This is a genomic window from Rheinheimera salexigens (genome assembly GCF_001752395.1).
GTDB lineage: Bacteria > Pseudomonadota > Gammaproteobacteria > Enterobacterales > Alteromonadaceae > Alishewanella > Alishewanella salexigens.
This window is the reverse complement of sequence record NZ_MKEK01000001.1, coordinates 897,842-924,800: the sequence shown is the minus strand read 5'-3', so window position 1 is coordinate 924,800 and position 26,959 is coordinate 897,842. Positions and strand designations below refer to the sequence as shown.

Annotated in this window: 20 protein-coding genes; 10 read left to right on the top strand and 10 right to left on the bottom strand. The window is 41.1% G+C overall.

Going from position 1 to position 26,959, the window contains the following annotated elements:
- Nucleotides 1-173 precede the first annotated feature (173 nt).
- Together BI198_RS04315 and BI198_RS04310 are read left to right on the top strand one after the other, a co-directional pair.
- Entirely contained in the window at nucleotides 174-3,044 is a 2,871-nt protein-coding gene (locus BI198_RS04315; RefSeq protein ID WP_235605237.1) for an EAL domain-containing protein, read from the top strand.
- Nucleotides 3,045-3,147: 103 nt separating this feature from the next.
- Nucleotides 3,148-3,753 (top strand): YkgJ family cysteine cluster protein, encoded by a 606-nt coding sequence (locus BI198_RS04310; protein ID WP_070050643.1) that lies wholly within the window; start codon nucleotides 3,148-3,150, stop codon nucleotides 3,751-3,753.
- Between the two features lie 8 nt (nucleotides 3,754-3,761).
- Here BI198_RS04310 and BI198_RS04305 read toward each other — a convergent pair whose 3' ends face one another.
- The gene (locus tag BI198_RS04305; protein WP_070048441.1) at nucleotides 3,762-4,784 is read right to left on the bottom strand and encodes a zinc-binding alcohol dehydrogenase family protein; all 1,023 of its coding nucleotides are present in this window, start codon (nucleotides 4,782-4,784) and stop codon (nucleotides 3,762-3,764) included.
- 272 nt (nucleotides 4,785-5,056) lie between these two features.
- Here BI198_RS04305 and BI198_RS04300 point away from each other — a divergent pair, with 272 nt between their 5' ends.
- The 6 genes from BI198_RS04300 to BI198_RS04275 all read left to right on the top strand — a co-directional run bounded on the left by BI198_RS04300 (nucleotide 5,057) and on the right by BI198_RS04275 (nucleotide 14,213).
- Nucleotides 5,057-5,659 (top strand): Hpt domain-containing protein, encoded by a 603-nt coding sequence (locus BI198_RS04300; protein WP_070048440.1) that lies wholly within the window; start codon nucleotides 5,057-5,059, stop codon nucleotides 5,657-5,659.
- On the top strand, nucleotides 5,646-9,866 hold the full coding sequence (locus BI198_RS04295) for a CHASE domain-containing protein (protein WP_070048439.1): 4,221 nt from the start codon (nucleotides 5,646-5,648) through the stop codon (nucleotides 9,864-9,866). Before BI198_RS04300 ends, BI198_RS04295 begins: the two co-directional genes overlap by 14 nt.
- Nucleotides 9,859-10,779 (top strand): diguanylate cyclase, encoded by a 921-nt coding sequence (locus BI198_RS04290; RefSeq protein ID WP_070048438.1) that lies wholly within the window; start codon nucleotides 9,859-9,861, stop codon nucleotides 10,777-10,779. The genes BI198_RS04295 and BI198_RS04290 overlap by 8 nt, the downstream gene beginning before the upstream one ends.
- 230 nt (nucleotides 10,780-11,009) lie before the next feature.
- Nucleotides 11,010-11,327, top strand: coding sequence for a hypothetical protein (locus BI198_RS04285; protein ID WP_070048437.1), 318 nt, complete (start codon nucleotides 11,010-11,012; stop codon nucleotides 11,325-11,327).
- 91 nt (nucleotides 11,328-11,418) lie between these two features.
- Nucleotides 11,419-11,979 carry a CBS domain-containing protein gene (locus BI198_RS04280; RefSeq protein ID WP_070048436.1) on the top strand — a complete coding sequence of 187 codons (561 nt, stop codon included), beginning with the start codon at nucleotides 11,419-11,421 and terminating at the stop codon, nucleotides 11,977-11,979.
- 161 nt (nucleotides 11,980-12,140) lie between these two features.
- On the top strand, nucleotides 12,141-14,213 hold the full coding sequence (locus BI198_RS04275) for a S9 family peptidase (protein ID WP_070048435.1): 2,073 nt from the start codon (nucleotides 12,141-12,143) through the stop codon (nucleotides 14,211-14,213).
- A gap of 131 nt (nucleotides 14,214-14,344) precedes the next feature.
- Here BI198_RS04275 and BI198_RS04270 read toward each other — a convergent pair whose 3' ends face one another.
- From BI198_RS04270 to guaB, 7 genes are all read right to left on the bottom strand, one after another.
- On the bottom strand, nucleotides 14,345-16,318 hold the full coding sequence (locus BI198_RS04270; RefSeq protein ID WP_070048434.1) for a response regulator: 1,974 nt from the start codon (nucleotides 16,316-16,318) through the stop codon (nucleotides 14,345-14,347).
- On the bottom strand, nucleotides 16,311-16,775 hold the full coding sequence (locus BI198_RS04265; RefSeq protein ID WP_070048433.1) for a response regulator: 465 nt from the start codon (nucleotides 16,773-16,775) through the stop codon (nucleotides 16,311-16,313). The genes BI198_RS04270 and BI198_RS04265 overlap by 8 nt, the downstream gene beginning before the upstream one ends.
- Nucleotides 16,776-16,777: 2 nt before the next feature.
- Nucleotides 16,778-18,259: a sensor histidine kinase gene (locus BI198_RS04260; RefSeq protein ID WP_070048432.1), complete on the bottom strand. Its 1,482-nt coding sequence runs from the start codon at nucleotides 18,257-18,259 to the stop codon at nucleotides 16,778-16,780.
- A 16-nt stretch (nucleotides 18,260-18,275) separates the two neighbouring features.
- Nucleotides 18,276-18,491 (bottom strand): histidine kinase, encoded by a 216-nt coding sequence (locus BI198_RS04255; RefSeq protein ID WP_070048431.1) that lies wholly within the window; start codon nucleotides 18,489-18,491, stop codon nucleotides 18,276-18,278.
- A 99-nt stretch (nucleotides 18,492-18,590) separates the two neighbouring features.
- Entirely contained in the window at nucleotides 18,591-19,925 is a 1,335-nt protein-coding gene (locus BI198_RS04250) for a sigma-54-dependent transcriptional regulator (RefSeq protein WP_070048430.1), read from the bottom strand.
- 304 nt (nucleotides 19,926-20,229) lie between these two features.
- Entirely contained in the window at nucleotides 20,230-21,807 is a 1,578-nt protein-coding gene (gene guaA / locus BI198_RS04245; protein WP_070048429.1) for a glutamine-hydrolyzing GMP synthase, read from the bottom strand.
- Between the two features lie 58 nt (nucleotides 21,808-21,865).
- On the bottom strand, nucleotides 21,866-23,335 hold the full coding sequence (gene guaB, locus BI198_RS04240; protein WP_070048428.1) for an IMP dehydrogenase: 1,470 nt from the start codon (nucleotides 23,333-23,335) through the stop codon (nucleotides 21,866-21,868).
- A 137-nt stretch (nucleotides 23,336-23,472) separates the two neighbouring features.
- Between guaB and xseA the strand changes: the two genes are divergently transcribed.
- The gene (gene xseA, locus BI198_RS04235) at nucleotides 23,473-24,813 is read left to right on the top strand and encodes an exodeoxyribonuclease VII large subunit (RefSeq protein WP_070048427.1); all 1,341 of its coding nucleotides are present in this window, start codon (nucleotides 23,473-23,475) and stop codon (nucleotides 24,811-24,813) included.
- 117 nt (nucleotides 24,814-24,930) lie between these two features.
- On the opposite strand, the gene BI198_RS04230 is transcribed toward xseA, so the two are convergent.
- Nucleotides 24,931-25,302 (bottom strand): hypothetical protein, encoded by a 372-nt coding sequence (locus BI198_RS04230; RefSeq protein ID WP_070048426.1) that lies wholly within the window; start codon nucleotides 25,300-25,302, stop codon nucleotides 24,931-24,933.
- Nucleotides 25,302-26,318 (bottom strand): hypothetical protein, encoded by a 1,017-nt coding sequence (locus tag BI198_RS04225; protein ID WP_070048425.1) that lies wholly within the window; start codon nucleotides 26,316-26,318, stop codon nucleotides 25,302-25,304. The genes BI198_RS04230 and BI198_RS04225 overlap by 1 nt, the downstream gene beginning before the upstream one ends.
- A 426-nt stretch (nucleotides 26,319-26,744) precedes the next feature.
- Between BI198_RS04225 and BI198_RS15975 the strand changes: the two genes are divergently transcribed.
- Complete coding sequence (locus BI198_RS15975) at nucleotides 26,745-26,909, top strand: hypothetical protein (RefSeq protein ID WP_158007083.1); 165 nt, start codon at nucleotides 26,745-26,747, stop codon at nucleotides 26,907-26,909.
- The last annotated feature ends 50 nt before the right edge of the window (nucleotides 26,910-26,959 follow it).

Genomic DNA, 26,959 nt, shown 5'->3' with positions numbered 1-26,959 from the left:
AGCCGTTGTTTTAGCATTGTTTTTAACATAGTTTTTAGCTTTGCTCAGCTGCTTTTAGATGGCATTTATATTTAACTCAAGGTTGTAGGCTATTGCCCAACGTATGCCTTTAAGCTATGTTATTGTTTAAAAACCGGAACATGGACACCAGCCCTTAGCATGGAGAGTAAATATTGAGAGTCACTTTTGGTTTTTTGCTAGCTTTTTTATTACTGGTTACCATGCCTTCAGTAGCGTTTCATGCTGAAGTAAATCATGTCAATCACAGCGCAGAGTCAAACCAAAAGATAGCAAATCTATATTTTCAAATTACCGATGCCGACGTGCAACTGCAAGAAATACTAGCGTCACCCGCCTATCATCATAAATTTCAATTCGTCACTGATAAACAACAAGTCCAATTTAAACAGTATCAAGCTGTGTGGTTTTTTGCTCGGGTGCAAAATACCGATTACAGAACCATTAACCGATTATTGGAATATCATTTTCCACCGGCTGATAAAGTAGAAATTTATCAAGTTGATCGGCATAAACAAGATTTTAAGTTATTAAGCCGTACCGGTAATGAATACCCTTTTAGTGAGCGTACCTTGCCCTATCGGGGTTATGCAGCAAATATCAATTTAGCCCGTGGCGAAGAAGTTGATATTTATATAAAAGTGCAGGATGCAGCTATTATTCCCAGCAATATACGGCTTTGGCAACCGGAAGCTTTTATTGAGCACCAACAACACACCGCCATGTTTGATGGCATGCTGCAAGGTGTTTTGTGGTTATTAGCCGCATATAATCTTTTGTTGTTATATCGTAGTCGCGATAAAATATATTTATATAATGGCATATTTTTTATCAGCTTTGCGCTAACCATCGCTATTTTAAATGGTATGGCGTTCGCCGTGTTATGGCCACAGTACCCAGAAATCAATCAAGCCACCATATATCTTAGCGTGGGCATGACCATGCTAATGTTTAACTTAGCTATTCGCCATGCTTTATCTCACTATATGACAGGCATTTGGAACTGGAGCAATATTGTTAGCAGCATCAGTGCCTTGTTATTATTGTTCAGCCCGCTGTATGCCAGTGGCGAACTGAGATTATTAATATTATTCAGTTGCCTCAGTTGGGTTTTGGCCAGTAATTTTATTTTAGCGCTACGCTTAATCATTTCCGGTCAACAGCAATCTAAACGTTTTATTTGGGTGTCTATTTTTACTTTAATCAGTGCTGTACTGCTTACAACTACGCAAGCGGGCTATTTAAATGATTTATTAATCTGGCCTTATACTTTATTAGCCTTAGTGATATTTAGCTTAGCTTTATCCAGCTTTAACCTCAAAAACATCACTGAGAATAAAGCAACAGAAAATAAAGACGCGCAAATTTTTGAATTAATGCAATACCATGACATTTTTCATAATGCTGTTGAAGGCATGTTTATCACTACGGTAGACGGCAAATTACTTAATGCCAACACCGCATTACAAACTATTTTAGGTTATAACTCGTTATCAGAGATGAAAAAAGCCACAGAAACCAATGGCATGGCAATTTTTTATGCTGATCCGAATGATCGTGTCGAAATGGTTGCTCAATTACAAACTGGCCGTAATCGTAATTTTGAAGCACCGGCCTTACGCGCAGATAGCACGCCATTTTGGGCTCTTATGTCGGCTCGGTTAGCCTATGGCCAACAGCAGGACCGCGCATTTATTCATGGCTCGGTAATTGATATAACGGAGCAAAAACAAGCTAATGAAAAGTTAGCTTATTTAGCTAATCACGACCCGCTAACAGCGTTATATAACCGACACTACTTTGAACAACAAATTCATAGCTTATTTACGGCTATCCCCACAGTCGCAGGCTCGATACTTTTTGTTGATATTGATCAGTTTAGGTTAGTGAATGATAGTTGCAGTCACAGTGCCGGCGATGCCTTGCTTAAGCAGATAAGTGAATTATTTAAACACTATATTGACGTCAGCTATACTCTAGCGCGTCTTGATGGTGATGAGTTTGGTATTTTGTTAGTGGATAGAAATATTAATGAAGCCTTTGCTTTAGCCTATAGCCTGCTAGATGCGATGAAAGAGTTTAGATTTATTTGGCAAGGCAATGTATTTAGTATCAGTATTTGCATTGGCTTGACTGAACTTACCCTGCAAGATAGTAATGCTGATACTGTGATAAAAAGAGCCGCAGCAGCTTGCACTATTGCCAAAGAAAAAGGCCATAATAGGATCCAGCTTTATGATGCTGAAGATCTAGATACCCAGCGCCATCAAGATGAAATAAATTGGGTAGCACAATTGCGTCAAGCCATAGAGCTTGACCAATTTGTGCTATTTCAACAAACCATAAAGCCATTATCCGTCACTGAAGCCGGCTTACATTACGAAATATTATTACGCTTACGTACTGCAGATAACAACTTGATTTCACCCGATAGCTTTATCAGCTCTGCAGAACGTTATGGCTTAATGCCTCTGATAGACCGCTGGGTGATTAAGCAATATTTTCATTGGTTGCAGCAACATCCTACGCATATTAAGCAATTAACAATGTGTTGTATTAATTTATCAGGCAGTTCATTAACTGACTCCAGTTTTAAACACGATGTGCAAAAACTGTTTAATGATTATAGCATTCCATATAAGTTAATTTGCTTTGAAATTACTGAAACCGTTGCCATTGTTAATCTACATAATACCTTAGACTTTATTAATCATTTCCGTCAGCAAGGTTGTCAATTTGCCTTAGATGATTTTGGCAGTGGCTTTTCTTCATATGGTTATTTAAAGAATTTCCCAGCAGATTATATTAAAATTGATGGTCATTTTGTTCGCGATTTATTAAATGATCAATATGATAAGGCGATTGTAAAATCTATTCACGATATCGCTAAAGCAATGGGAATACGCACTGTTGCTGAATATGTAGAAAATGATCAAATTTTACAGGCTGTACAACAACTTGGCATTGATTACGCTCAAGGTTACGCCATTGCTAAACCACAACCATTGGCAGACTTATTAAAGTAAATGTTATTTTTTATACCTAAGTACTTGCTCAAATAGCCAGCAGCACCGTAAAATGGCAAGCGACGTTTGGTCGCTTAACCCACCGCCAGCGGTTGGAGTGTTTATGTTACGTCTACGTGAATTATCGCGTAATGTTGAAGCAGTGCTTGGTGAAGTAGCCGAAAAATTTTCAACCTACCAACAACAACAAGGCTTAAACTGCCGTGCCGGTTGTGGCGAATGCTGCCTACAACCAACAATTGAATCTAGCGCATTAGAAATGCTGCCCTTAGCCTTACATTTATTTGATCAAGGCAGCGCTGAGCATACATTACAACAGTTTGAACAAGAGCCGTTAAAACAAAGCTGCATGTTTTATCAGAAGCTTTCATTTGATGGTCGTAAAGGACAATGTACCGTTTATCAACAAAGACCAAGCATTTGTAGGATGTTTGGTGCGTCAGGTTATCGAGATAAAATGGGACAAACGTCTTTATCTGTCTGTAAAGTAATTAAAGCCGATCATCCTGAGCACTATAGCCAAAGTTTAATTATGCTAACGTCTACCCCGCCACCTTTAATGATGGTAGCCAGTGAAGCGCTAAAAGAATTAGATTATTCGTTTGGTAATAACTTACAACCAATAAATTTAGCGCTAAAACAAGCGTTAGAAACAGTGTTATTTAACGCTGGTTTATCAGGTTACGATGACGACACTCAAATAGCCTAGCTTAAAGGCTATTCCCAGCCGGCTAAAACAATTTTACCAATGGCGTTGCCGGCTTCTATTTGTAAGTGTGCTTGACGTAAATTAGCGGCATTTATTGCACCCGAAACTTGTTTAAGAGTAGTTTTAATTTGGCCTTGCTGGATTAAACGACTTAAATCAGTTAACAAATGATGTTGCTGTTGCATATCTGCAGTGCCAAACATGGAACGGGTAAACATAAACTCCCAGTGCAGCGAAATGCTTTTTTGCTTTAATGGCATAATATCTAAGCCGCCAACAGGGTCATCGATTAAAGCTAACTTACCTTGTGGTGCCAGCATAGTCACTAATTCAGCATAATGCTGATCGGTGTGGGTTAAGCTTGCGACGTGAGTTACATGAGTTAAATCTAACGCTTTTAGCTGCTCTGGCATTGGCTTGCTATGATCAAGCACATAATGAGCACCCAGCTCGGTTACCCATTGTTTGCTTTCTTCACGTGATGCAGTAGCAATAACAGTTGCCGTAGTCAGTTGTCTTGCCAACTGGACTAAAATAGAGCCAACGCCCCCCGCAGCACCAACAATTAACAATACCGGTCTTGGGTACTTTAAACTTGGCTGTTGCAACTCTAATCGATCAAATAATATTTCCCAAGCTGTTATCGCCGTTAACGGTAAAGCAGCTGCTTCGGCATAACTTAGGTTATCCGGCATAATGGCCGCTATACGCTCATCAACCAACTGCAGCTCACTATTACTACCCGCGCGGGTTAATGAACCAGCATAAAACACTTTATCGCCTGGCTTAAACAAACTTACGTTTTCACCCACTGCCACAACTTCACCAGCAGCATCCCAACCTAATACTTTATATTGACCTTGCTCAGGCTGAGCGCGAGTACGTATTTTAGTATCGACTGGATTAACCGAGACTGCCTGTACTCGCACTAAAATATCATGACCACTGGCAATCGGATCAGGCAAATTAATATCTAATAACGCTTGCTCATCGCTAGCAGGTAAAGAAACTTGATAGCCAACTGCTTTCATTATCTGTATATCCTAGGGTTAAAATGTGAAACAGATGCGAATTTGCATCCGTTTTATTAAGCTCATACTTCTAGCATAATTAATCTATAAACGAAACTGCAGTAGGACTATAGTCTGATATTAGTTTTATGAATTTATTGTGCCATGACTCATGGCTTGTGACATTATTAATAAGCAACGTTGCAGAGTTTATGGCCATAGTTTATCTTGCAATATTTCACATACATGCTTAAATCCTACAATGCTGTCTTTGTTGAGTAAGTTGTTGTTCTGTGAATTTATTAAATACCGCCACTTTGAAAAAATTATTATTACTATCAAATAAGAATCAAGCCCCATTACTGCACTTATTACAAACCATGGTGGATAATTGCTCGCCTACTATTACCGCCCTACAGCAGGCATTTAGCAGCAATGACGCTGTAACCGCCCAGCATTTATTGCATAAAGTACGCGGCTCCTTCGCCACCATTGGCGCTGAGCAATTTGCTCAACAGTGTGCAGAGCTAGAGCAGCAATTACAGATCCATACCTTACCTAGCCAAGCTGAACAAAATCTCACTTTCAACTTGTATCAAGATAGCTGCACTGAATTACAACTATTTATTCAACAACAGGCTGCGGCTAAAGATAGCGTTGCTGATATTGATTTACATCACTTACTACACTTATTAGAACAGCAAAATATGGCAGCAACGGCTTTAGCCAGCACAGGAACCGCTCAACTTAAACTATTATTACCCGCCAAAGAAGTTGCGAACTTTTTTCAGCAACTGGCGATACTTAATTACTCTGCTGCGGCAACTTTATTGCGCACGCACCTAGTAGCCAAGCACTACAACAAACGTGGTGGTGATTTAAATGGCTTTAAGTAAAGATAGTAGTAATGATTATAATAATGAAAATAGAAATAGTAATGAAAATAGTAATGCACCTTACCGATTCATAAACTTAGGTAAATTATTAGTACTTCCCCTGCTAATAATGTTGTTATGTGTGGTTATAAGCCATTATTTAATACAGCAAACACAGCAACAAAATAAAGCGCGCACAGAACAAAAAATGAGCCAGCGCTTACAAGAAATAAGCACTGATATCACAGAGAAAATCACTTTATATCAGTACGGATTACGCGGTTTACGCAGCACAATATTAGCCACAGGCGTTAATAACCTAACCTATCAAACTATTGTAGATTATTCTGCCAGTCGGGATATTGAAACTGAATTTCCCGGTGCTCGTGGTTTTGGTGTTATACGTTATGTAGCCCCTGAAAATCTTACTGCTTTTATCCAAAGCGCCAAACTTGAACGTAAGCAAGATTTCACCATCAAGAACCTTGATGCAGCTGAAGACACATTTTTTATTATTCAGTATATTGAACCAGAAGCAGATAATTACAGTGCAATAGGGCTTAATATTGGCTCAGAGAAAATGCGCCGTAAGGCGGCTTTAAATGCGGCAAAACAGGATAATATTCAATTAACAGCACCTATTACACTAGTCCAAGATCAGCAAAAAGATAAGCAAGGCCTATTATTATTAATGCCTATTTATCAGCAAGCTCAGACTCCTAACTCAGAACAACAACGCTTACAACAACTTTACGGCTGGAGTTATGCACCTATATTTATTGGTGACGTTTTAAAAACTGTATCCAGTGTCTCGGATGATATTAGCCTAAGCATTAATGATATTACTGATATCACCGCCATAAAGCTGTTTAACTTCGGCAATACTGCCACTGAAACTGCGGCTAAGCCTGTCACTGCATCACTTAACTTGCATGGTCGCGTGTGGCAATTAACCATGTCAGCACAGCCAGCCTTTATTAATGGCTTGCAATTACTTAATACTGAACAATTACTTAGACAATATTTAGTGATAAGTGGTTTGTTAACCATTCTAATTTTTTTCGTCCAGATACTGCTAATCCGCCGCACTCAACTTGCTGAAAAACATGCTCAACTTATCGCAGTAAAGGCGGAAGCCTTAGAGGTAACTAACGCCAAGCTTGAACGACAAGTTCAGCAACGTACCGCTGAAATAGCCCAAGTTAGTACCTTACAACGCAGTATTTTAAATGGCACTAGCTATGCCGTTATCGCTACCGATATTGATGGCTTAATCACCTTAATTAATCCAGCTGCCGAACAGATGTTAGGTTATAGTGCAGCAGAGGTGGTGCATAAACACAGCCCTGCGATGTTTCATATCGCGGATGAAGTGCAACAACATGCCGATTTGCTTAGTGCTGAACTTGCTACGCCAATAGCACCAGACTTTTCAGTGTTTGTGGCTAAAGCAAAATTGGGTCTACAAGATGAAACAAAATGGACTTATGTCCGTAAAGATGGTTCGCATTGCCCAGTGAAGTTGCGGGTTAATGCGTTAACTAATGACCAAAAACAATTTGTGGGTTTCTTGGGTATTGCCGAGGATTTAACCGAACGTGAACAACTTGAGTTCGAATTAGAATTATCCCGAGTTTCGATCCAAAAAGCTGCAGACCCTATGTTTTGGCTTGATGTCGACGGTAATATCATCAAAGCTAACCCTGCGGCACATCGTAACTTTGGCCAGCAAAACTTATTGCAACGCAATATGTTAACCGTAGAGCAAGATAGCAGTATCGAGCAATGGCAACAGCTGCGTGAACAGTTGCATCAGCAAGCCGATATGCGTTTTAACAGTAATTATAAAACGGAAACCGGGGACATTAAACCGGTATCGGTTACTGCAACTTTATTGACCTATGCTAAGCATGAATATATCTACTTAGTTGCCCGGGATATTTCTGCCCAACAACAACGTGAACGTGAACTAGCCACTGCGCGTGATAATGCCGATAACGCGAATAATGCAAAATCAGCCTTTTTAGCTAATATGAGCCATGAAATTCGCACGCCAATGAATGCAATTTTAGGTTTATTACAACTGGTTCAGCAAACTCATTTGGATAAACGCCAACGCGACTATATAGAGAAAACTCAAGTCGCCTCGCAATCATTACTGGAAATTCTAAATGATATTCTCGACTTTTCTAAAGTAGAAGCAGGCAAACTTGAATTAGAATTACAGCCCTTTAGTTTATCAAGCTTAATGCACGATTTAGCGGTAATTTTAGCCGCCAGTGCAGCGGATAAAAATTTAGAGATTCTTTATGATTTAGACTCAGATATTCCCGATATACTTATTGGCGATGCGCTACGCATTAAACAAATATTAATAAATCTAGCCGGTAATGCCATTAAGTTTACCGAACAAGGTGAGGTTATTCTTGCTGTCAGAGCCCAATTAAGCAGTGATAATACTATCCAGCTTATTTTTAAGATCCAAGATACGGGTATTGGCATGACGCCTGAACAAATTAGCCAAATATTTAGTGGCTTTCAGCAAGCTGAATCTTCAATTAGTCGGCGCTTTGGTGGCACAGGTCTTGGTTTAGCCATTAGTAAACGCTTAATTGAACTGATGCAGGGTCATATTAGTGTTACCAGCACACCCAATGTCGGCAGTAAGTTTACCGTCACCATGATGCTAAATGTTGCTAAACAGCAATCAGAGGCGACCGAAGTTAATTTACCCGAACAATTGAGGCTATTAATTGTTGACGATAACCAACAAGCGCGCGTAATTATGACCGATATTGTGCAGTCATTTGCTTGGCAATGTGATGCAGTGGCTACGGGTACAGCTGCGCTGCAAGCCATTACAGCCGCTGTAAAGCAGCAACAAAAATACGATATAGTATTACTGGATTGGCATATGCCTGATCAAAATGGCTTACAAGTGGCTGAAGCTATTCAAAACAGCATTAACGATGCAGATAAACCATTAATTATTATGGTCAGTGCTTATAGCAAAGACGTCTTTAGCTATCGCTCAACTGATTATAAGCAGTTAATCGATGGTTTTATTATGAAACCGATGACCCGGATGTTATTAGCAAAAACTTTAACCGATATTTTTTCAACTACCCCAGAAAAAGAACTATTACTGCAACAAATTCAAACTGAACAAAGTCAGCCATTAGTGGGAATAAAGTTATTATTAGTTGAAGATAATGCGACTAACCAATTGGTTGCCTCGGAATTACTCAGCCAACAAGGGGCTAGCATTGAAGTCGCCAGCAGTGGCAAGCAGGCCTTGGCCATTTTAACTGAGCAGGCAGAGACATTTAGTGCGGTATTAATGGATATTCAAATGCCCGGAATGGATGGCTATCAAACAACGCAACATATTCGCCAACAGCTTAAATTAACTAACTTACCTATTATTGCTATGACTGCCAACGCTATGGCATCTGATGTAAAAGCTTGTTTAGATGCAGGCATGCAGGACCATGTTGCCAAACCGTTTGATTTAAATGAGTTAATTCGAAAAATATTACAGCACAGCAAAGAAATTAGCCCTGCTAGTAACACCGCGGTTGTAAATGCCACGGCCGAACAAAGCGATTTACCCATAGTTGTTCAACAATTTGCAGCTGAAAAGCATATCGCCCTTAATCAAGCCATGCAGCAACTGGGTAATTCTACCGCGTTTTATATTAAGGTGTTACGCCAATTTAAGCAGGATGTTGGCCAATACCGACTGCAGCTTACAAACACCCAGTTATCACCAAGCGAACAGTTATTAATTTTTCATAGTTTAAAAAGCACCGCTGCTATGTTAGGTTTTAAGCAATTAGCCAACAGCGCTGCTGATTTTGAATTGCAACTAAATACCACTGATCATGGTATTAGCCAACAACAGGTTGGCACCATTTTAAACCAGATAGATGCGGCTCAACAGCATAGCGCTGAACTGTTACGCTTGTTAGCGCCCTCGTTAACAGATCAGAGTGTTGGTTTTAATACAAATGCCCTGCATGACAATATACAGTTATTGCAGTCACAGTTAGATTCAGCCAATATGGCTGCAGTAAACTTATTTGAGCAATTAAAGCCGTCTTTGCAACCGCTTGATCCGCAATTAGTGACCCAATTAGCCCAAGCAATGACGACACTCTCATTTGTTAGCGCTGGACAATTATTAGTTCAGCTAAAACAAATTTTAGATAGGCAAGTTAATGATTAACGATTTGAATCTGTCTCATATGCAGTCATTACCCAATGCCACTATTTTAGTGGTTGATGATCAACCCATTAATATCCAAGTTATTTATCAGATTTTAGGTGAGCAATATCAAATTTTAATGGCAACTTCGGGGCCAGAAGCCATTAATGTCTGTAAAAAAAGCATGCCAGACTTAGTGTTAATGGACGTAGTTATGCCAGAGCAAGATGGTTTAACCACTTGTAAGCTAATGAAGGCCGATAGCGAAATTGCTAATATTCCGGTTATTTTTGTCACCGGACTGCAACAGCAAAGTGAAGAAAATGCCTGCTGGGATGCGGGTGCTGTCGACTTTATTCAAAAGCCAGTTAACCCCAGCACTTTACAAAACCGGGTTAAAGCTCACTTAACCTTAAAGCGACAAGCAGATTTATTGCGCTCTATGGCCTATGTCGATGGTTTAACGGGTGTTTATAACCGCCGCTATTTTGAGAAGTATTTACACAGCCAAGTTGCCGTTTGTAAACGCTTACAGCAGCCAATAGCGATTATGATTATTGATATTGACCATTTTAAACAATACAACGACCATTTTGGCCACTTAGTAGGTGATGATGCCTTAAAGCTAGTCGCGCAATGCTTAAAAAACAGCAGCCAACGGCCTGCAGACCTTGTAGCGCGCTATGGCGGTGAAGAATTTGTTTGTGTACTGCCTAATACTGATAGCACAGGGGCAGCCCATTTAGCTGCCCAAATGCTGGTAGCGATTAGTGATTTGGCTATTGAGCATCCCACTAGTACAACCGGCAAAGTCAGTATTAGTATCGGGGTTGCTGCTACCACCAACTACACCACCAATTTAACCCAGTTAGCGGATGAGCAATTATATTTAGCCAAACAACAAGGCCGTAATCGATATTGCGTCGCGCCTTGATAAATTATACTGCTGTCTGCTAGCTACCTAATCGCAAACTATGCCGCGCTAATACCCTACTTTGATAGCCTAAGAATAGCGTTTTATAGTTATAGGGTATTAGTTATAGGGTATTAGTTATAGCGTATTATTTAGGGCATTGGTCGCAGTTTTTTAGATTAACCATTGCATAATATGTTAACCACTCGCATATTAATATTATTGGTAATCAAGATCTACACTAAGGTTTTATGCGCAATATTGTCAGTTTAGCAATATTATTATATGTCAGCCTGTTGTGCAGCGTACAACCTGGGCATGCTTATGATTCGCGTTTATCGCCGTTAGCAGATAACCCATTTTATGCCGTTAGTCCTTCTCTTAGCTCGCCAATGGCCGATGCCATTAGCGAAGATAATCATGACCATGAACCAGGATTGCTTAGTGTTGATGTTAACCCGTTAACGCATTCGGCTACTGACACTGATAACAATCTTAATTATGTTTATGATAGTCAGCTTTATTTATCTGCTTATGCCCGCGCACCACCCTTTAATCCTCAATTTTAGTTAGGTTATTTTTGCAGTGTTTACTGCATTTTACTAAACAACTTATCATGCCCGCAATTACAATCTCTTGCCGGTTTTGAGGAATATAACAATGAAAACATTACCTTTATTTGCATTAGAAGCCATAGACCATTTAGTACAACCCGCTGACTTTGATGGCACAGCACTAACCTCGCCGGCATTAAATGTGTTAGTGGACTTTAAACATAGCCAACCTAATACCATTTTAGCCAGCGCTACTGCAGCTGATGCCTTAGCGTTAATGCAGCAAGACCAAACAAAAATAAAACTGGTTATGGATAATAAGGATCAACTTACTGGGCTTATTCATCTTGATCTATTAAGTGACCAAGCGATCATGCGCCATGTTGCCAGCGGTGAGAATAGACAAGATATTACCGTAGCTGATTTAATGCGGCCACGTGAACGGATTAAAGGCTTAGCCTATCAACAATTAAAAAACTGCACTATTGCCGATGTTGTTAATACTTTGCAATCTAGTGGTGAGCAATACTGTTTAGTTATTGACCGAGAAACCCATCAAATTCGCGGTATTATTTCTGCCCAAGATATTGCCCGAAGATTACGCATGCCATTAACTATTCAGCAAGCACCCACTTTCTTACATATCTTCGATAGCATTTCTGGCTAAGTCGCTATTTACGCCTAGCATTGGCAACAACTCACCTAAGCGCGGCTGGGTAATCAGCCGCTTAAAATCCCCCCCTTATCGCTGTAGGGTTTGTGTAACTAAACGATAACGGGTAGTTTGAATGCTTATGCTAATAATCATTCAAACAACAGGTAGATATAATGCGATTTGCAACTTTATCAGCACTGGCCATTGCCACCAGTCTGCTGTGTGTAAGTTTTCCTAGCTTAGCCGATGCTAAGACAAGCCCCGCGAGTAGCCAATATTTTGAAGCTGAAGATATCTTTGCTTTAGAATATGCATCAGATCCTCAGATTTCGCCAAATGGCCAGCATATTGTCTATGTGCGTAACAGCAATGACATTATGACCGATAGCACCCGCAACAGCTTATGGCTAATTAATGTTAAGACGGGCCAGCAAGTACCCTTGTTTGTCGATCAATATAACTACAGCCAGCCGCGTTGGTCAGCTGATGGTAATCGGCTAGCTTTTATTTCTGATCGCACCGGCTCACGGCAAATCCATTTACATTGGTTAGCTGAAAATAAAACTGCACTGTTATCGCAACTACCCAAAAGCCCAGGTAACCTAACTTGGTCAACCGATGGTAAACAATTAGCTTTTACCATGAGCGTGCCTTCTACTGCTGCCAAGGTGCAACAACAAGTCAAAAAGGTGGCCAAACCTAAAGGCGCCAAATGGTCTGCAGAACCCATTGTATTAGATAGAGCTCGCTATCAGTCAGACGGTAGTGGATTTTTAAAGCCTGAGTTTCGACAAATTTTCCTATTATCTGCAACAGGTGGCACAGCACGCCAATTAACGCAAGGCGACTTCCATTATGGTAGTGATTTAAGCTTTAGCCCGGATAGCCAGTCATTAATTTTCTCGGCTAATTTAGATCCAGAATGGGAATTTCAGCCACGTGACGCTAACTTATACCAACTTAATTTAGCCACCGAACAACTAACCGCTTTAACCACTATGCCTGGCGTTGAAAACTCTGCTGTATTTTCACCTAATGGTAAAAAGTTAGCCTTTTTATGGCAACGCAACGAAAAAGTCCCTTACAGCAACACTAAACTTAAAGTGTTAAATCTTAAAGACAATTCAATTCAAGATGTTGCAGTCGATTTTGACCGTGCCATTACTCAGCCTGCTTGGTTAGATAACAATAGCTTTGTCGTGCAATACGATGAACGTGGTCAGCGTAAACTGGCAACCCTAAAACTGAATGGTAAGTTAAAAACCTTAACCAGTAGATTAGGCGGTGTCAGCCAACCACAACCTTATTTAAGTGGCGCTTATAGCGTATCGGCTAACGGTATTGTTACTTATACTCACGGCACCACTCAGCGCCCTGCCGATGTTGCGGTGATTAACAAAGGTAAAACTACCGTACTGACCGCTTTAAATGAAGATTTATTAGGCCATAAAAAATTAGCTCAAACCCATGAGATTATTTATAAGTCTGCTTTTGACGGTGAAGAAATTCAAGGCTGGTACATGACACCACCTGATTTTGATCCCAGCAAAAAATATCCACTATTATTAGAAATTCATGGTGGTCCACATTTAGCGTATGGCGCGCAATGGACCGCAGAAATGCAACGGTATGCGAAAGAAGGCTATGTGGTGTTTTATGATAACCACCGTGGCAGCTCTTCGTATGGCGAGCGTTTTGCCTTATTACTGCAAAATAAATATAGCTCTCCTGAAGATTATGCCGATCATGATAGTGGCGTAAATGCGATGATTGAATTGGGCTTTATTGATGCCGACAACTTATTTATCGGTGGCGGTTCAGCCGGCGGTATTGCCAGTGCTTATGCCATTGGCTTAACCAATCGCTATAAAGCAGCAGCGGTAGTAAAACCGATTATTAACTGGCTAAGTAAAGTGCTAACCGGTGATAGCTATTTATATCAAACTTACTTCCAGTTCCCAGGTGTACCATGGGAAAACGTTGAACATTATTGGCAACGTTCGCCGCTAAGCTTAGTGGGCAATGTACAAACACCGACTATCTTAATTACCGGTGAAGAAGACCGTCGTACGCCTATTTCTGAGTCAGAACAGTTTTATCAAGCCCTGCAATTGCGCGGTATCGATACGGCGTTAGTGCGCATACCTGGTTCACCGCACGGTATTTCTAATAAACCGAGTCGAATGATAAACAAAGTAGAATACATGTTAGCTTGGTTTGAAATGTATCGAACCAATAAAGAATAAGCGGCAAGTAACCTAATTTTAAAGGTGGCTAATGCTTATTAGCCGCCTTTTTGTTTTGTTTTGTGTTGTAAGGTCTGGATTTTAAGGTCTGAGTTTTAAGGTCAAGCTTTTGTTTGCAGTACTGATTACGTCTATTCACTTTCCAGTGTTGAAGCGGCTATTACTAAGGCGACTAAATCTTGCCGTCTTACCGGCTTTAATAGCATGTGGTTAATACCTAATGCTGCCAATTCAGCCGCAGCTGGCTCTATACCGCTGACAATGGCCAACGCTAAATTCGGGTAGCGCTGCTTTAGCTCGCTAGCTAACGATAAGCCTGCACTGTCTGGCAAGCCTAAATCTAATAACAACATAGAAAAATTCTGATCTTGCGCCAGTATAGTTAAACATTCGGCAGCACTATGCGCTAACTGCACTTCTACCTGCTCATGCTGTAAAAACAATTGCATTAATTGAGCAGCTTCAACATCATCCTCTACCACCAAAAAACGCCTAGGTTTAGCGGCATCATAAGCGGAACGGTTGTTTAAAACCGCTAAATGATTGGCTAACACTTTATATAACTGCGGTTTATTAATCGGTTTTAATATGAGATCGGTAAAACCTAACGCTAATAACTCTTGCTTTAACTCTTTACCGGTTGCCGCTGTTAATGCGGCAATAGGCCATTGATAACCTAATTTCCGTATCGCTTGCACTGCATTTCGACCATCGACTACCGGCATATGCAAGTCCATTAAAATTAGTTGATAATGTTTGCCTTGCTGTATATTACGCTGCACTTTTTCAATGGCATTCGCGCCGTCGGCAGCAAACTCAACTTCGGCTCCGGTTGCTTGCACCCAGTGTCCGGCTAATTTGCGCAACTCTGCTAAATCGTCAACAATTAATACTCGGCCGCTTAAATTTGGTCGTCCAGCATTATAGTTGCGATGAGCCGCCGGAACTGTAAAGTCGAATTGCACTCGCTTACTTTTGCTAATATCACCTGGTGCAATACAAAAAGTAAAAGTACTACCTTTAGCTTCATTCGATGTCACATCTATACTGCCATCCATACGTTGTATTAACTCAGCAGCTATAGCTAAACCTAAACCTGCCCCACCGGCTTTACGCTTAACCATATCTTCTATTTGCATAAAAGGTGCGAATATTTCTTTAATTTTGGCGGCTGGAATACCTATGCCGGTATCAGCAATCCTAAAATATAGCTTTTGCTTTTCTAACCAAATTTCCACCGTAATTGAGCCTAAGTCGGTAAACTTTATGGCGTTATGAATAATATTAATTAAAATTTGTTTTAAGCGGGTGCCATCTAACCAGACTTGTCTTGGTAACGCATTTAAGGCTTTAAAGTGTAAAGTTAACCCTTTATCGATTGCTGTTAGCTCTAATAACGTATACACATCTGTTATTAAATCGGCCAAATAAAACGATTCCGGTCGCAATTCAAGCTTGTTTGCGGTAATTTTTGATAAATCTAAAACATCATTTAATAAACTTAAAAGATGTTGGCCATTATTAAGGATAATATTTAACTCTGGCGCGGCTTTTTGGGCAAACTCAGTCTCTAATAATAATTCGGTATAGCCTAAAATTGACGATAAAGGTGTGCGTATTTCATGACTAAGGTGAGCTAAAAAGCGATCTTTAGAACGATTATCTGCCTCTAAGCGTAATCGGTTCATCCGCTCTACTTCATATTGGCGACGACTTAAGGCATAGCGAATAGCTCGGGCAAAACGGGTTTCGTTTAGTTCACTTTTCACTAAAAAGTCAGCGGCACCATATTCTAAAGCTTCTAAATCTAATTGTTTATCGGCTTGACCAGTTAACATTATTATCGGCGTCGATACACCCGCTATGATAGCGCGCTGTAACAGCGACAGTCCGGTTTCGGCGCCTAACTGGTAGTCTAATAGACAAACATCATAAGTACCTTGTAGTAGATGCGCTAGGCCGTCTTCTGGATTTTTCACCCAGGTTAGTTGGCATGATAATGAGCTTAAGTCCTCAAGATGACCCCGAGTTAAAACATAGTCATCTTCATCATCTTCAACTAATAATATATGTGCCTGTTGTGGCGGATAATTTAACTCAGTCATGATCTGAACTAGGTAACTCAACAAACTCGACCCAGTATCGGCCTAAGGTTCGCATTAAATCAACTAAACCAGCAAAATCTACCGGTTTGGTAATATAAGAAGCTGCGCCTAAATTATATCCGCGCAACATGTCTTCCTCTTGCTTAGATGTGGTTAAAATAACAATAGGAATACTGCGTAATTCAGGATCGCTCTTAATATTTTCTAAAGCTTCTCTGCCATCCATTCTCGGCATATTAAGATCAAGCAAAATTAGGCTGGGTCTTGGACAAGGCTCACCGTTGGCATATTTACCTTGTTTTCTTAGGTACTCTAATAATTCTACGCCATCTTTAACACAATATAACGAGTTTAAAACACGGCTTTCGGTTAACGCATCTTGGGTGAGTAGGCGATCATCTTCATCATCGTCGGCCATTAAAATAGTGATCGGTTTTGCTTGTTGACTCAGTGGCATTGTTATTCTCCTATTACACCAAAGGGTGTCGCGTCTGCTGGAATTATGATGCTAAAGGTTGCTCCTTTACCTGTCTCACTAATCGCACTAATTTTACCTCGGTGCCGCTCTACAATGCGCCGACACACTGCTAAACCAATACCGGTGCCTTTATATTCAGAGCGACCATGTAATCGTTGAAAAGGGGTGAATATTTTCTCTGCATAATCTTGCGAAAAGCCAATGCCATTATCACTAATGGTTAATTCGTACCAGTGCTCGCTAAGCGCTAATTGCGCTTCACTAGCTGTATAGTCTTGTATCTTTATCACAATATGTGGTGTTTGATCTACTTGTCTAAACTTAATAGCATTAGATAATAAATTTAACATCAGTTGCTGAAACTGGCTATTATCGGCTTGAATCGTGGGTAACGGGGCAATATCTATGGTTGCATGACATTCATTAATTGCAATTTCTAAGTCGTCCAACACATGGGCAAATACCTGATTTAAATCGGTTGCAGTAAAATCACGGCCTCGAGTACCTACCCGTGAAAACTCTAACAGGTCTGAAATTAGGGTCGACATTCGGTTGGCGGCATTGCGCATGCGCTTTAAATAATCTAAACCGCGTTCTTCTAATGCACTCGAGTAAGATGATTCAAGCCTATCGCCAAACGCTTGAATTTTACGCAGCGGCTCTTGTAAATCATGTGAGGCCACAAAAGCAAAGTCTTCTAGTTCGCGATTACTCCGACTTAACTCTTCGGCATATAAATTTAGCTCTTGAGTGCGTTCCTCTACTTTATTCGCTAACTGTTCATTTTGCTGTTCAAGTAATTCTAAATACTGTTGCTCTTTGCGGTTACTTCGCCATGAAATCAACAGTAAAATAATCACTAACATGCCACTGGTAATACCGGAAATAACAAAGGTTACTGATGCCTCGGTTCTATTTCGGGCTAAGCTTTGCAATAAAGCGGCGCGATATACTTTCTCTTCGATATTTATTTCGCTAAATAATTGTCTTAGTTGCTGATATAAACTGGCACCTGAAGCCGCTTTTAAAGCCATTATTGACACTGCTGACTTATCATTTTTAACTAAATCTACATGCTGTTGCAGTTCTATTACTTTTGCTTGGGCAAGTTGGGTAATTTTTTCTATGCGTTGTTGTTGTTTAGGTACTTCTGATTCTAAAACTTTAATATCTTCAATTTGTGCCTGTACTTTATCTAAAGCACTTTTATAAGGCGCCAAATACACTTCGTCATTGGTTAATAAATAGCCGCGCTGACCAGATTCCGCGGCAACCAAAGAGATATGTAAATCATCCAAACGTAAAATAATATTACCGGTATTAGCTAGGCTGATTTGAATTGCCGCTAAATTTTTGACGGTGTTAAATGCCAGGTAAACATTAAAACCAATAATACTGGATATCAGAACAATAATTAGCAACCAAATTCCGCGCTGCTTAGTTAAGAAGGTTGATTTAGTCACAACTGATCCTTGTCAGTTAACCCACTGCTTTTTCTGTCAGCATAAGCTGTAATTGTTTACTGCAATCTTGGCAAGAACGAATAATTTGCTCAACCGCAGTGATCGCTTTTGCTTTGTCTAAATCATTTTCTAATACCAGCTTGATCAATTCAGCTTGCATAGAAATACGATTTAACGGTTTACGGGCATCATGAATTTGTTGGGAAAGTAGCTGTAGACTTGTCTCATTCATATCAACTCCTATTGCTGTATCATCACGCTGCTAAAAGTAAGTACAACATGACGTTATTAATATAAGTAGGTTATTACCCTGTAAAATTACAGTATGTGCTTAACTAAACTCGCCTAAACCACCATAAGCATTGAGCCGGTTATATAATGTTTTAGTACTTATACCCAGCATTTCTGCAGCTAAGGTTTTATTGCCATCAACTCTTTTTAACGTGACATAAATCAGTTCTTTTTCTACTTCTTCAATAGTTTTACCGGCCGTTAAACCGCGTTGATTATCTTTTTTAAACGAAAACGGTGACGTAAACGCCTCTGGCAACACTAAAGTAGTCGAGTTACTATCACTCATAATCACGGCACGGTGAATGGAATGGCGTAATTCACGAACATTACCTGGCCAATCATAATCTTCTAAGCGTTTTATTTGGTTTGCGGTTAATTTATAACGTGTATTATTTTCGCTATTAAATTGCTGCAAAAAATAGTTCGCTAATAAAGCAATATCAGTGCTTCTTTGCCGTAATGGCGGGATTTCAATCGGAAATACAGCCAAACGAAAGTAAATATCTTCACGTAATATATGTTGCTCGGCAATTTGCTGTAGTGAGCGGTTGGTGGCGGAGACTACGCGACAATTAACTGAAACTTCACGTGTTCCCCCTACCCGAATCACATTTTTAGTCTCTAATACCCGTAGCAAGGTTGGCTGCATATCAATGGGCATCTCTGTCACTTCATCTAAAAATAAGGTGCCATGTTGCGCTTGTTCAAATACACCCACTTTTTGCGCTATCGCGCCTGTAAACGAGCCTTTTTCATGACCAAATAACTCGCTACCAATTAATTCTTTAGATAAACCACCGCAGTTAGTAGCCACTAAAGGCCCTTTAACGGCACTTGCGGTATGTATGGCTTCTGCAACCACCTCTTTACCCACACCGCTTTCGCCCATTAGCATCACGTTAGCCGGCGTTTTAGACACTCGTTCAATCATGCTATATAACTGTTTCATCGGTGCTGACTCACCAACTAAACAGCCAAAATGTAAAGTGGGCATATCTGCAGCAGGTTCAGCAACCTTTGTTTTAACGCCACTTAATACCCGCTCTAAATCTTCACGCTGTATGGGCTTAATTAAATAGTCCACTTTAGGGCCACATAATTCTGCCACCACAGATTTAACCGACGGATGCCCCGTGATAAAGGTAACTTTTGGCATAACGGGTAGTTGCTTTAACCGATCCATTAAATGCAGGCCACTGCCGTCTGGCAACATAAAATCAAGTAAAATATGATCAAAAGTATGATGTTCTAGCCATTCATGTGCCTGCTTTAAATCATAGGCAACATCTACTGTATGGCCAAGAAACTCCATAATATGGCTGGTAACATTAGTAAATTCATGATCATCATCGACTAATAAAATTGATAACAAAGTTAGTCTCTCAATAATTAATAATGGCTAAGTGAACAGCACTATTCACTGTTACGGTTTAACCTAACGTGAATAACCCACATTAGGTCATTTATACTAGGCTAATAAAAAACAGATTAATAGCTGTTTATTTACCTTTTATTTGCAAATTAGCTCATTTTTTCTCGTTAAAGCACCTTTGATATTAGGTTAATGTAGACCATTTATACAACACAGTATTTTTTGGCAATAAAAAAGGCGCCGAAGCGCCTTTTCTTAACTAATTGTTACTGATTATTACTGATTATTACTGATTGTGACTTAGCTATTCCCACTCAATAGTGGCGGGAGGTTTACCGCTAATATCGTAAACTACACGGGAGATACCATTTATTTCATTAATAATCCGGTTGGATACTTTACCTAAAAATTCATAAGGTAAATGCGCCCAATGCGCGGTCATAAAATCAATGGTTTCTACTGCTCGCAATGACACAACCCAATCATATTTACGCGCATCACCCATTACACCTACTGATCTAACCGGTAAAAATACTACAAAGGCTTGGCTGACTTTATTGTATAAATCGGCTTTATGCAGCTCTTCAATAAAGATGGCATCGGCACGACGCAAAATATCACAATATTCTTTTTTGATTTCACCTAATACCCGTACACCTAAACCTGGGCCTGGGAACGGATGACGATAAAGCATGTCGTAAGGTAGGCCTAATTCTAAGCCGATTTTACGCACTTCATCTTTAAATAATTCACGCAGTGGCTCGACTAAACCAAGCTTCATATGCTCAGGTAAGCCCCCCACATTATGGTGCGACTTAATAACATGGGCTTTACCGGTAGCTGAACCGGCAGACTCAATAACGTCTGGGTAAATCGTGCCTTGGGCTAACCACTGAGCATTGGCTAACTTTTGCGATTGCTCGTCAAACACTTCGACAAAAACTCGGCCGATGGTTTTACGTTTTTGCTCTGGATCTGTCTGGCCAGCAAGCGCATCTAAAAAGCGCTGCTCAGCATCAACTTTAACGATATTTAAGCCAAAGTGATCACCAAACATATCCATCACTTGTTGGCCTTCGTTTAAGCGCAACAAACCATTATCGACAAACACACAGTGTAAGTTTTTACCAATAGCACGATGTAACAACATCGCCGTTACCGAACTATCAACACCGCCTGATAAACCTAAAATAACTTCGTCATCACCAATTTGCTGCTTTAGACGCTCTACCGCATCTTCAATGATGGTGGCAGGAGTCCACAGTTGCTCACAGCCACAAATATCCACCACAAAGTGCTGCAACATACGTTGGCCTTGGCGGGTATGGGTGACTTCTGGGTGAAACTGTACACCATAAAAATTACGCACTGGGTCTACGATAGCGGCATGTGGGCAGGTTGTTGTGGTAGCACAAGTGCTGAAACCTTCTGGGATTTCAATGACTTTATCGCCATGACTCATCCAGACATCTAACTGGGCATTACCATTAGCACTAATATGGTCTTCAATATTGGCAAACAGTTCATTCTTAGCAATAACTTCAACCTGAGCATAACCAAATTCACGCAGATCAGAGCCTAATACTTTACCACCAAGCTGCTCGGCCATGGTTTGCATGCCGTAGCAAATACCAAATACTGGCACGCCTGCTGTAAACACATATTCTGGCGCGCGTGGCGAGTCTGCAGCGTGCACGCTTTCAGGGCCACCTGATAAAATAATACCGGTTGGATTAAATTGCTTAATTTGCTCAGCACTGACATCCCAAGCCCATAATTCACAATACACGCCAATTTCCCGTACGCGACGAGCTATTAATTGAGTATATTGCGAACCAAAATCTAGGATTAAAATACGATGATGATGAATATTTGTGTTCATAGCGACCTTTAAAATATTGCGGCCAGAGTTAACTGGCCGTGACTTGCAAGATAAAAATTTAACCTACGCGGTAATTTGGCGCTTCTTTGGTAATTTGCACGTCGTGAACATGCGACTCACCCATACCAGCAGAGGTAACCCGAACAAATTCAGGCTTAGTGCGTAACTCATCGATATTCGCACTGCCGGTTAAGCCCATTGCAGAGCGTAAACCACCCATTTGCTGGTGAATAATATTTTCCATTGGTCCTTTATAAGCAACCCGGCCTTCAATACCTTCTGGTACTAACTTCTCAGCGTTGTCACTTCCTTGGAAGTAACGGTCTGACGAGCCATTTCGCTGCGCCATAGCGCCTAATGAGCCCATGCCACGGTAAGACTTATAATAACGGCCTTGGTACAGCTCAACTTCGCCTGGTGCTTCTTCAGTACCAGCAAACATAGAGCCAACCATCACCACATGCGCACCGGCAACTAAGGCTTTCGCCACATCACCAGAGTAGCGAATGCCGCCATCGGCGATTATGCAGACATCGGTACCAGCAACACCTGATACTGCATCAGCAATCGCAGTAATTTGTGGTACACCACAACCGGTAACGATACGTGTAGTACAAATTGAGCCTGGACCAATCCCGACTTTAACCGCATTAGCACCGGCTTCTGCTAAGGCTTTAGCGCCTTCTGCAGTCGCCACATTACCAGCAATAATTTGTAAATCTGGGTATTTAGCGCGAGTTTGGCTAACCCGATCCATGACACCTTGAGAGTGACCATGTGAAGTATCAATTAATAAGATATCAACGCCAGCGTCGACTAAAGCGGCAATACGTTCATCAGTGCCTGGACCTACGCCAACCGCTGCACCTACGCGCAAACGACCGAGTTCATCTTTACAGGCATTAGGTTTGCTGGCGGCTTTGTAGTAATCGCGTACGGTAATTAAACCCTTAAGTTTAAAATCGTTATCCACTACTAATACTTTTTCTATCCGGTGTTGATGCATCAATTTAAAAGCTTCTTCGCGTGGCGCTGCTTCGTTTACCGTCACTAAACGCTCACGAGGAGTCATTAAATTAGACACTTTTTCTTGGTTACTGGCTTCAAAACTCATATCACGGCTGGTTAAAATGCCGATTAAATTTTGCTGAGCATCTACTACCGGAAAACCCGAGAAACCATGTTGTTGAGCTAAGGCTTGAACTTCACGGATACTCATATCCGGTGAAACGGTAACCGGATCGGATACGACACCGCTTTCGTATTTTTTAACCCGACGAACATTAGTCGCTTGCTCTTCAATGGTCATATTTTTGTGAATAAAACCTAGGCCACCTTCTTGGGCTAACGCAATAGCTAAACGCGCTTCCGTTACCGTGTCCATAGAAGCAGACACCATAGGAATATTCAGCGTAATAGTATTGGTTAATTTAGTGCGCAAATCGGCGGTATGGGGTAAAACGGTAGAGTGTGCTGGTACCAAGAGTACGTCATCAAAGGTAAGAGCTTCTTGTTTGATCCTGAGCATTGCAACAATCTCGCTGTGGATGAAAAGATAGGGAATGTTGCGGTACAATTTTAGCCGTTTTCATTGCTTATAACAATCACTATTTCAATTTATGTTACAGTCTAGGTTTGTGATACTGCCGCAATAGAATTTTAATAATGCAAACACCCGATATTTATAGCGTTTCACGCCTAAACAGCGAAGTCCGTTTAACCCTAGAATTGCAATTTCAGCAAATTTGGCTACAAGCTGAGATCTCAAACTTTGTTGCTGCTGCGTCTGGCCATTGGTACTTTTCGTTAAAAGACCAAGCCGCGCAAGTTAAAGTGGCTATGTTTAAAACCGCCAATCGGCGCACTAGCTTTCGACCGCAAAATGGCCAGCAAGTGTTAATTAGAGCACGAATTAGTGTTTATGAGCCGCGCGGTGAGTATCAACTGATTGCTGAATTTATTGAAGCTGCCGGCGCCGGTTTACTTAAACAACAATTCGAGCAACTTAAAGCCCAATTACAAGCCGAAGGTTTATTTGCCCCTGAGCGAAAAAAAGCTTTGCCTACTCATATACAACGAGTAGGCGTTATTACCTCGCTTACTGGTGCTGCTATTCGAGATATTATTACCGTTTTACAACGCCGCGCACCGAGTATTGAAGTGATTGTTTACCCTTGCCAAGTGCAAGGCGAGACAGCGGCTTTACAACTAAGAACCATGCTTAGCACCGCTATACGGCGCAATGAAGTGGATGTATTAATTATAGGTCGTGGCGGTGGCTCGCTAGAGGATTTATGGTGCTTTAATGATGAAGCTTTGTCTCGAGCTCTTGCCCAATGCCCTATTGCTACGGTTAGTGCTGTCGGTCATGAAATTGATTTTGCCTTGACTGACTTTGTCGCAGATATTCGCGCCGCCACGCCATCGGCCGCTGCTGAATTAGTATCGCCAGATCAAACTCACATCATCGAACGTATAAATAGAATGCGTAATGCCCTATATCAAGCCCAGCGCGCCCAACTGCAACAGCTGGCACCGCGTTTAACTAACCTTAGCCAGCGCTTATTAGCGGCTGAACCGAAAAGACGCTTACAGCAGCAACAGCAACGTTTAGACGAGATGCAGCTGCGCTTAACTAATAGCATTAAACGCCGTTTAATCAATACCAGCCAGCAGCAACAGTATTTAGCCAAAAGCATGCGTCAATTAGCGCCGACAAAAATGCTGGCCCAACAACAGCAATTAGTGGCCAACTTGAGTCAACGCTTAGTTAATGGCCAAAAGCTCAAGCTCACACAACAGCAGCAACAACTTGCTGCGGTAGTCGGCAAGTTAGATACCGTTAGCCCGCTGGCGACATTAGCCCGAGGTTATAGCATTAGTTTTGCTGCAGATAACAAGGTACTGACTTCAACCGAGCAGCTAGCGGTTGGCGATACTGTGACAACGCAATTAGCCAGCGGTAGCTATGTGGCTAATATCAGCACAATTCAACCCGCGAAATAAAGTAAAAAACAAAGTAATAAGTACAGTAAAAAGTAAGCTGCCGAAAAGGCAGCTTGCTTTACAGCAGCACTAACAAAATACTGCACTATAGACTCTTACTGACTAACCACTGCCAAGCTACCATACGCTAATATAATCTAGAGCAGCCATAGATAAACCTAATATTGCCATGCCGCACGTACTCACAGCCAACCATAAAGATAGCCACCATTGCACTGGCGTTGCCGCTTGCCGCACCAGCTCATCCGCATCCACTAAGTGGCGATTATTTTCATGTCGCCAGCGAGTAAAAGACACTAACACTGCCAACGTATAAAATATCGTTTGAAATGGCCACTTTACCCAATCACTTAGATAATCTTGCTGAGTTTGCCGCAATTTACGTTGAATTGGTCGGGTGACAAATAAGGCAACCGTTGGATAAGCAACCATCATTGAAACTAATAATCCCATGAAGAGTAACTCATACCAATATATTTGAGGTTCCATTATAAGCGCATCCTCGCTGAGTCATAAAATCTCCCTGATACGTCTTGCGTTTTATTATCTAGCCATGACACAGCCATAAAACCCACTACTACAGCAGCACCTATCAATACAACCCAGCCTGCCGGTGAAAGCATTAATGCCATACCAATTGATTTAGTACCTGAAGCTACTAATGCTCCCATACCAGCACTCGCACCAAATCCTGAGTATTGCGTAACCCCTTCACGCCAAGAGTCTTTTGCGTTATAAACTTTTTCCGTACGCAAGCCAAAATCTAACACCAATATACCGCGCCCTATCATGTTAGTGCTGCTAACAAAACGCTGTACCGTTGCCACTTGCTGACTATTGGCAAAGTGCAGAGTTTGGCCGGTACGCTGGTTATTACGACCACTGCGCGCGACATTCACCCCCCGGTCGGCTGACAACAAAGCTGACCGCTTGGCACTCGAACCAAGGTTAGCTCGATAGCGTTGCAACTGCTGCTGAAAGCGTTGTTCCATTTCTGCATGCATTAGTCTGGCATGGGCTTCTTTAGCCGCAATGATGGAGTTATGCGCACCTTTTGTTCTGGCACCCTGTGCTTGAGCTTTTGCCTGACTGGCTTGGTGTAAGTCGAGCAAGGCTTGTTGATAACGGATTATTGAGCGCTGAAATACCGAATATTTACTATTTGTGGCACCAACTAGGGCACCAGCAGCTGTTGTGCCATGCTGGTCTAGCAGCTGTATAACAGGTTTTATTTGCTCTTCGGTCACATAAGCAAGAGCAAGCGTTTGCTCATCATATTCTGCACTAATCTGTTGTAAGCGCTGTAACTCTGGGTGCGAGAAACGCTTAAAAGCCTGCAAAGTGTTAATATCACCTGGTGCACAGGTCATCAGATACGGCTGATTTGGTAATAAAATATCATCGCTTATATTGCTGTAACGACGGTACTGCGCCAATAAGTCAGGCCGGTTTACAAAAATTTGCTCGGCACGTTGCGCTTTTCCGGAGAGGTAAATTTCTGGCATGGTAATATCCTTATTCTGTCATCAACCCCGCCATTATACCAAAAAGAAATACAATAAGTTAATCTTTATTTAACATAAAAGAATTCAATAAAATTTTACTGCAAAAGCTTTTGCCTGCTTGCCAACCGCGGATACTACAACCGTCTGCGAACATTTAAAAACTGCGACAAAAACACTACCGTTATATACCAAATTAAAAGTTAAAAAGTTGCTCGCCGTGTAAATTTTTTCTGTCGGTAGCAAAAATTACACTAACTAATAAGGCGAAACAGCTCTTCAGGTGGCTATCACTACAATAAAATATAGTAACCATCTGATATATCATATTTATATTTTCATGGCATTAAGTATGCAAAGCTCAAGCTGTGAACAATTGTTCATAAAGAAGTTGGATAACGTATTTAAATCACAATGAGGAGGCCAATCATGGCTAATCAAAAAGAGCAACGTGGTCGTACACCAATGGATGAAAAACAACGTCAAACCGGTTCTGACAATTTAAAAGATCAGCAAAAGCCGGATAAGCAAAAACACGATATAGATCAAGATAGAAATCAGTCTACTGATCGTAAAAGCGGTCGACAAGAGTAGAAAATAGAAAGCAAACCCAGCAATTAAAGCTGGGTTTGCCCTAAAAGCTG

What these genes read in the sequence shown, in the direction of transcription:
- BI198_RS04290 (WP_070048438.1), top strand. Translation starts at nt 9,859, where the DNA reads ATGATTAACGATTTGAATCTGTCTCATATGCAGTCATTACCCAATGCC.
- BI198_RS04285 (WP_070048437.1), top strand. Translation starts at nt 11,010, where the DNA reads ATGCGCAATATTGTCAGTTTAGCAATATTATTATATGTCAGCCTGTTG.
- guaB (WP_070048428.1), bottom strand. Translation starts at nt 23,335, where the DNA reads ATGCTCAGGATCAAACAAGAAGCTCTTACCTTTGATGACGTACTCTTG.
- BI198_RS04295 (WP_070048439.1), top strand. Translation starts at nt 5,646, where the DNA reads ATGGCTTTAAGTAAAGATAGTAGTAATGATTATAATAATGAAAATAGA.
- BI198_RS04270 (WP_070048434.1), bottom strand. Translation starts at nt 16,318, where the DNA reads ATGACTGAGTTAAATTATCCGCCACAACAGGCACATATATTATTAGTT.
- BI198_RS04275 (WP_070048435.1), top strand. Translation starts at nt 12,141, where the DNA reads ATGCGATTTGCAACTTTATCAGCACTGGCCATTGCCACCAGTCTGCTG.
- BI198_RS04255 (WP_070048431.1), bottom strand. Translation starts at nt 18,491, where the DNA reads ATGAATGAGACAAGTCTACAGCTACTTTCCCAACAAATTCATGATGCC.
- guaA (WP_070048429.1), bottom strand. Translation starts at nt 21,807, where the DNA reads ATGAACACAAATATTCATCATCATCGTATTTTAATCCTAGATTTTGGT.
- BI198_RS15975 (WP_158007083.1), top strand. Translation starts at nt 26,745, where the DNA reads ATGGCTAATCAAAAAGAGCAACGTGGTCGTACACCAATGGATGAAAAA.
- BI198_RS04265 (WP_070048433.1), bottom strand. Translation starts at nt 16,775, where the DNA reads ATGCCACTGAGTCAACAAGCAAAACCGATCACTATTTTAATGGCCGAC.
- BI198_RS04310 (WP_070050643.1), top strand. Translation starts at nt 3,148, where the DNA reads ATGTTACGTCTACGTGAATTATCGCGTAATGTTGAAGCAGTGCTTGGT.
- BI198_RS04305 (WP_070048441.1), bottom strand. Translation starts at nt 4,784, where the DNA reads ATGAAAGCAGTTGGCTATCAAGTTTCTTTACCTGCTAGCGATGAGCAA.
- BI198_RS04230 (WP_070048426.1), bottom strand. Translation starts at nt 25,302, where the DNA reads ATGGAACCTCAAATATATTGGTATGAGTTACTCTTCATGGGATTATTA.
- BI198_RS04280 (WP_070048436.1), top strand. Translation starts at nt 11,419, where the DNA reads ATGAAAACATTACCTTTATTTGCATTAGAAGCCATAGACCATTTAGTA.
- xseA (WP_070048427.1), top strand. Translation starts at nt 23,473, where the DNA reads ATGCAAACACCCGATATTTATAGCGTTTCACGCCTAAACAGCGAAGTC.
- BI198_RS04225 (WP_070048425.1), bottom strand. Translation starts at nt 26,318, where the DNA reads ATGCCAGAAATTTACCTCTCCGGAAAAGCGCAACGTGCCGAGCAAATT.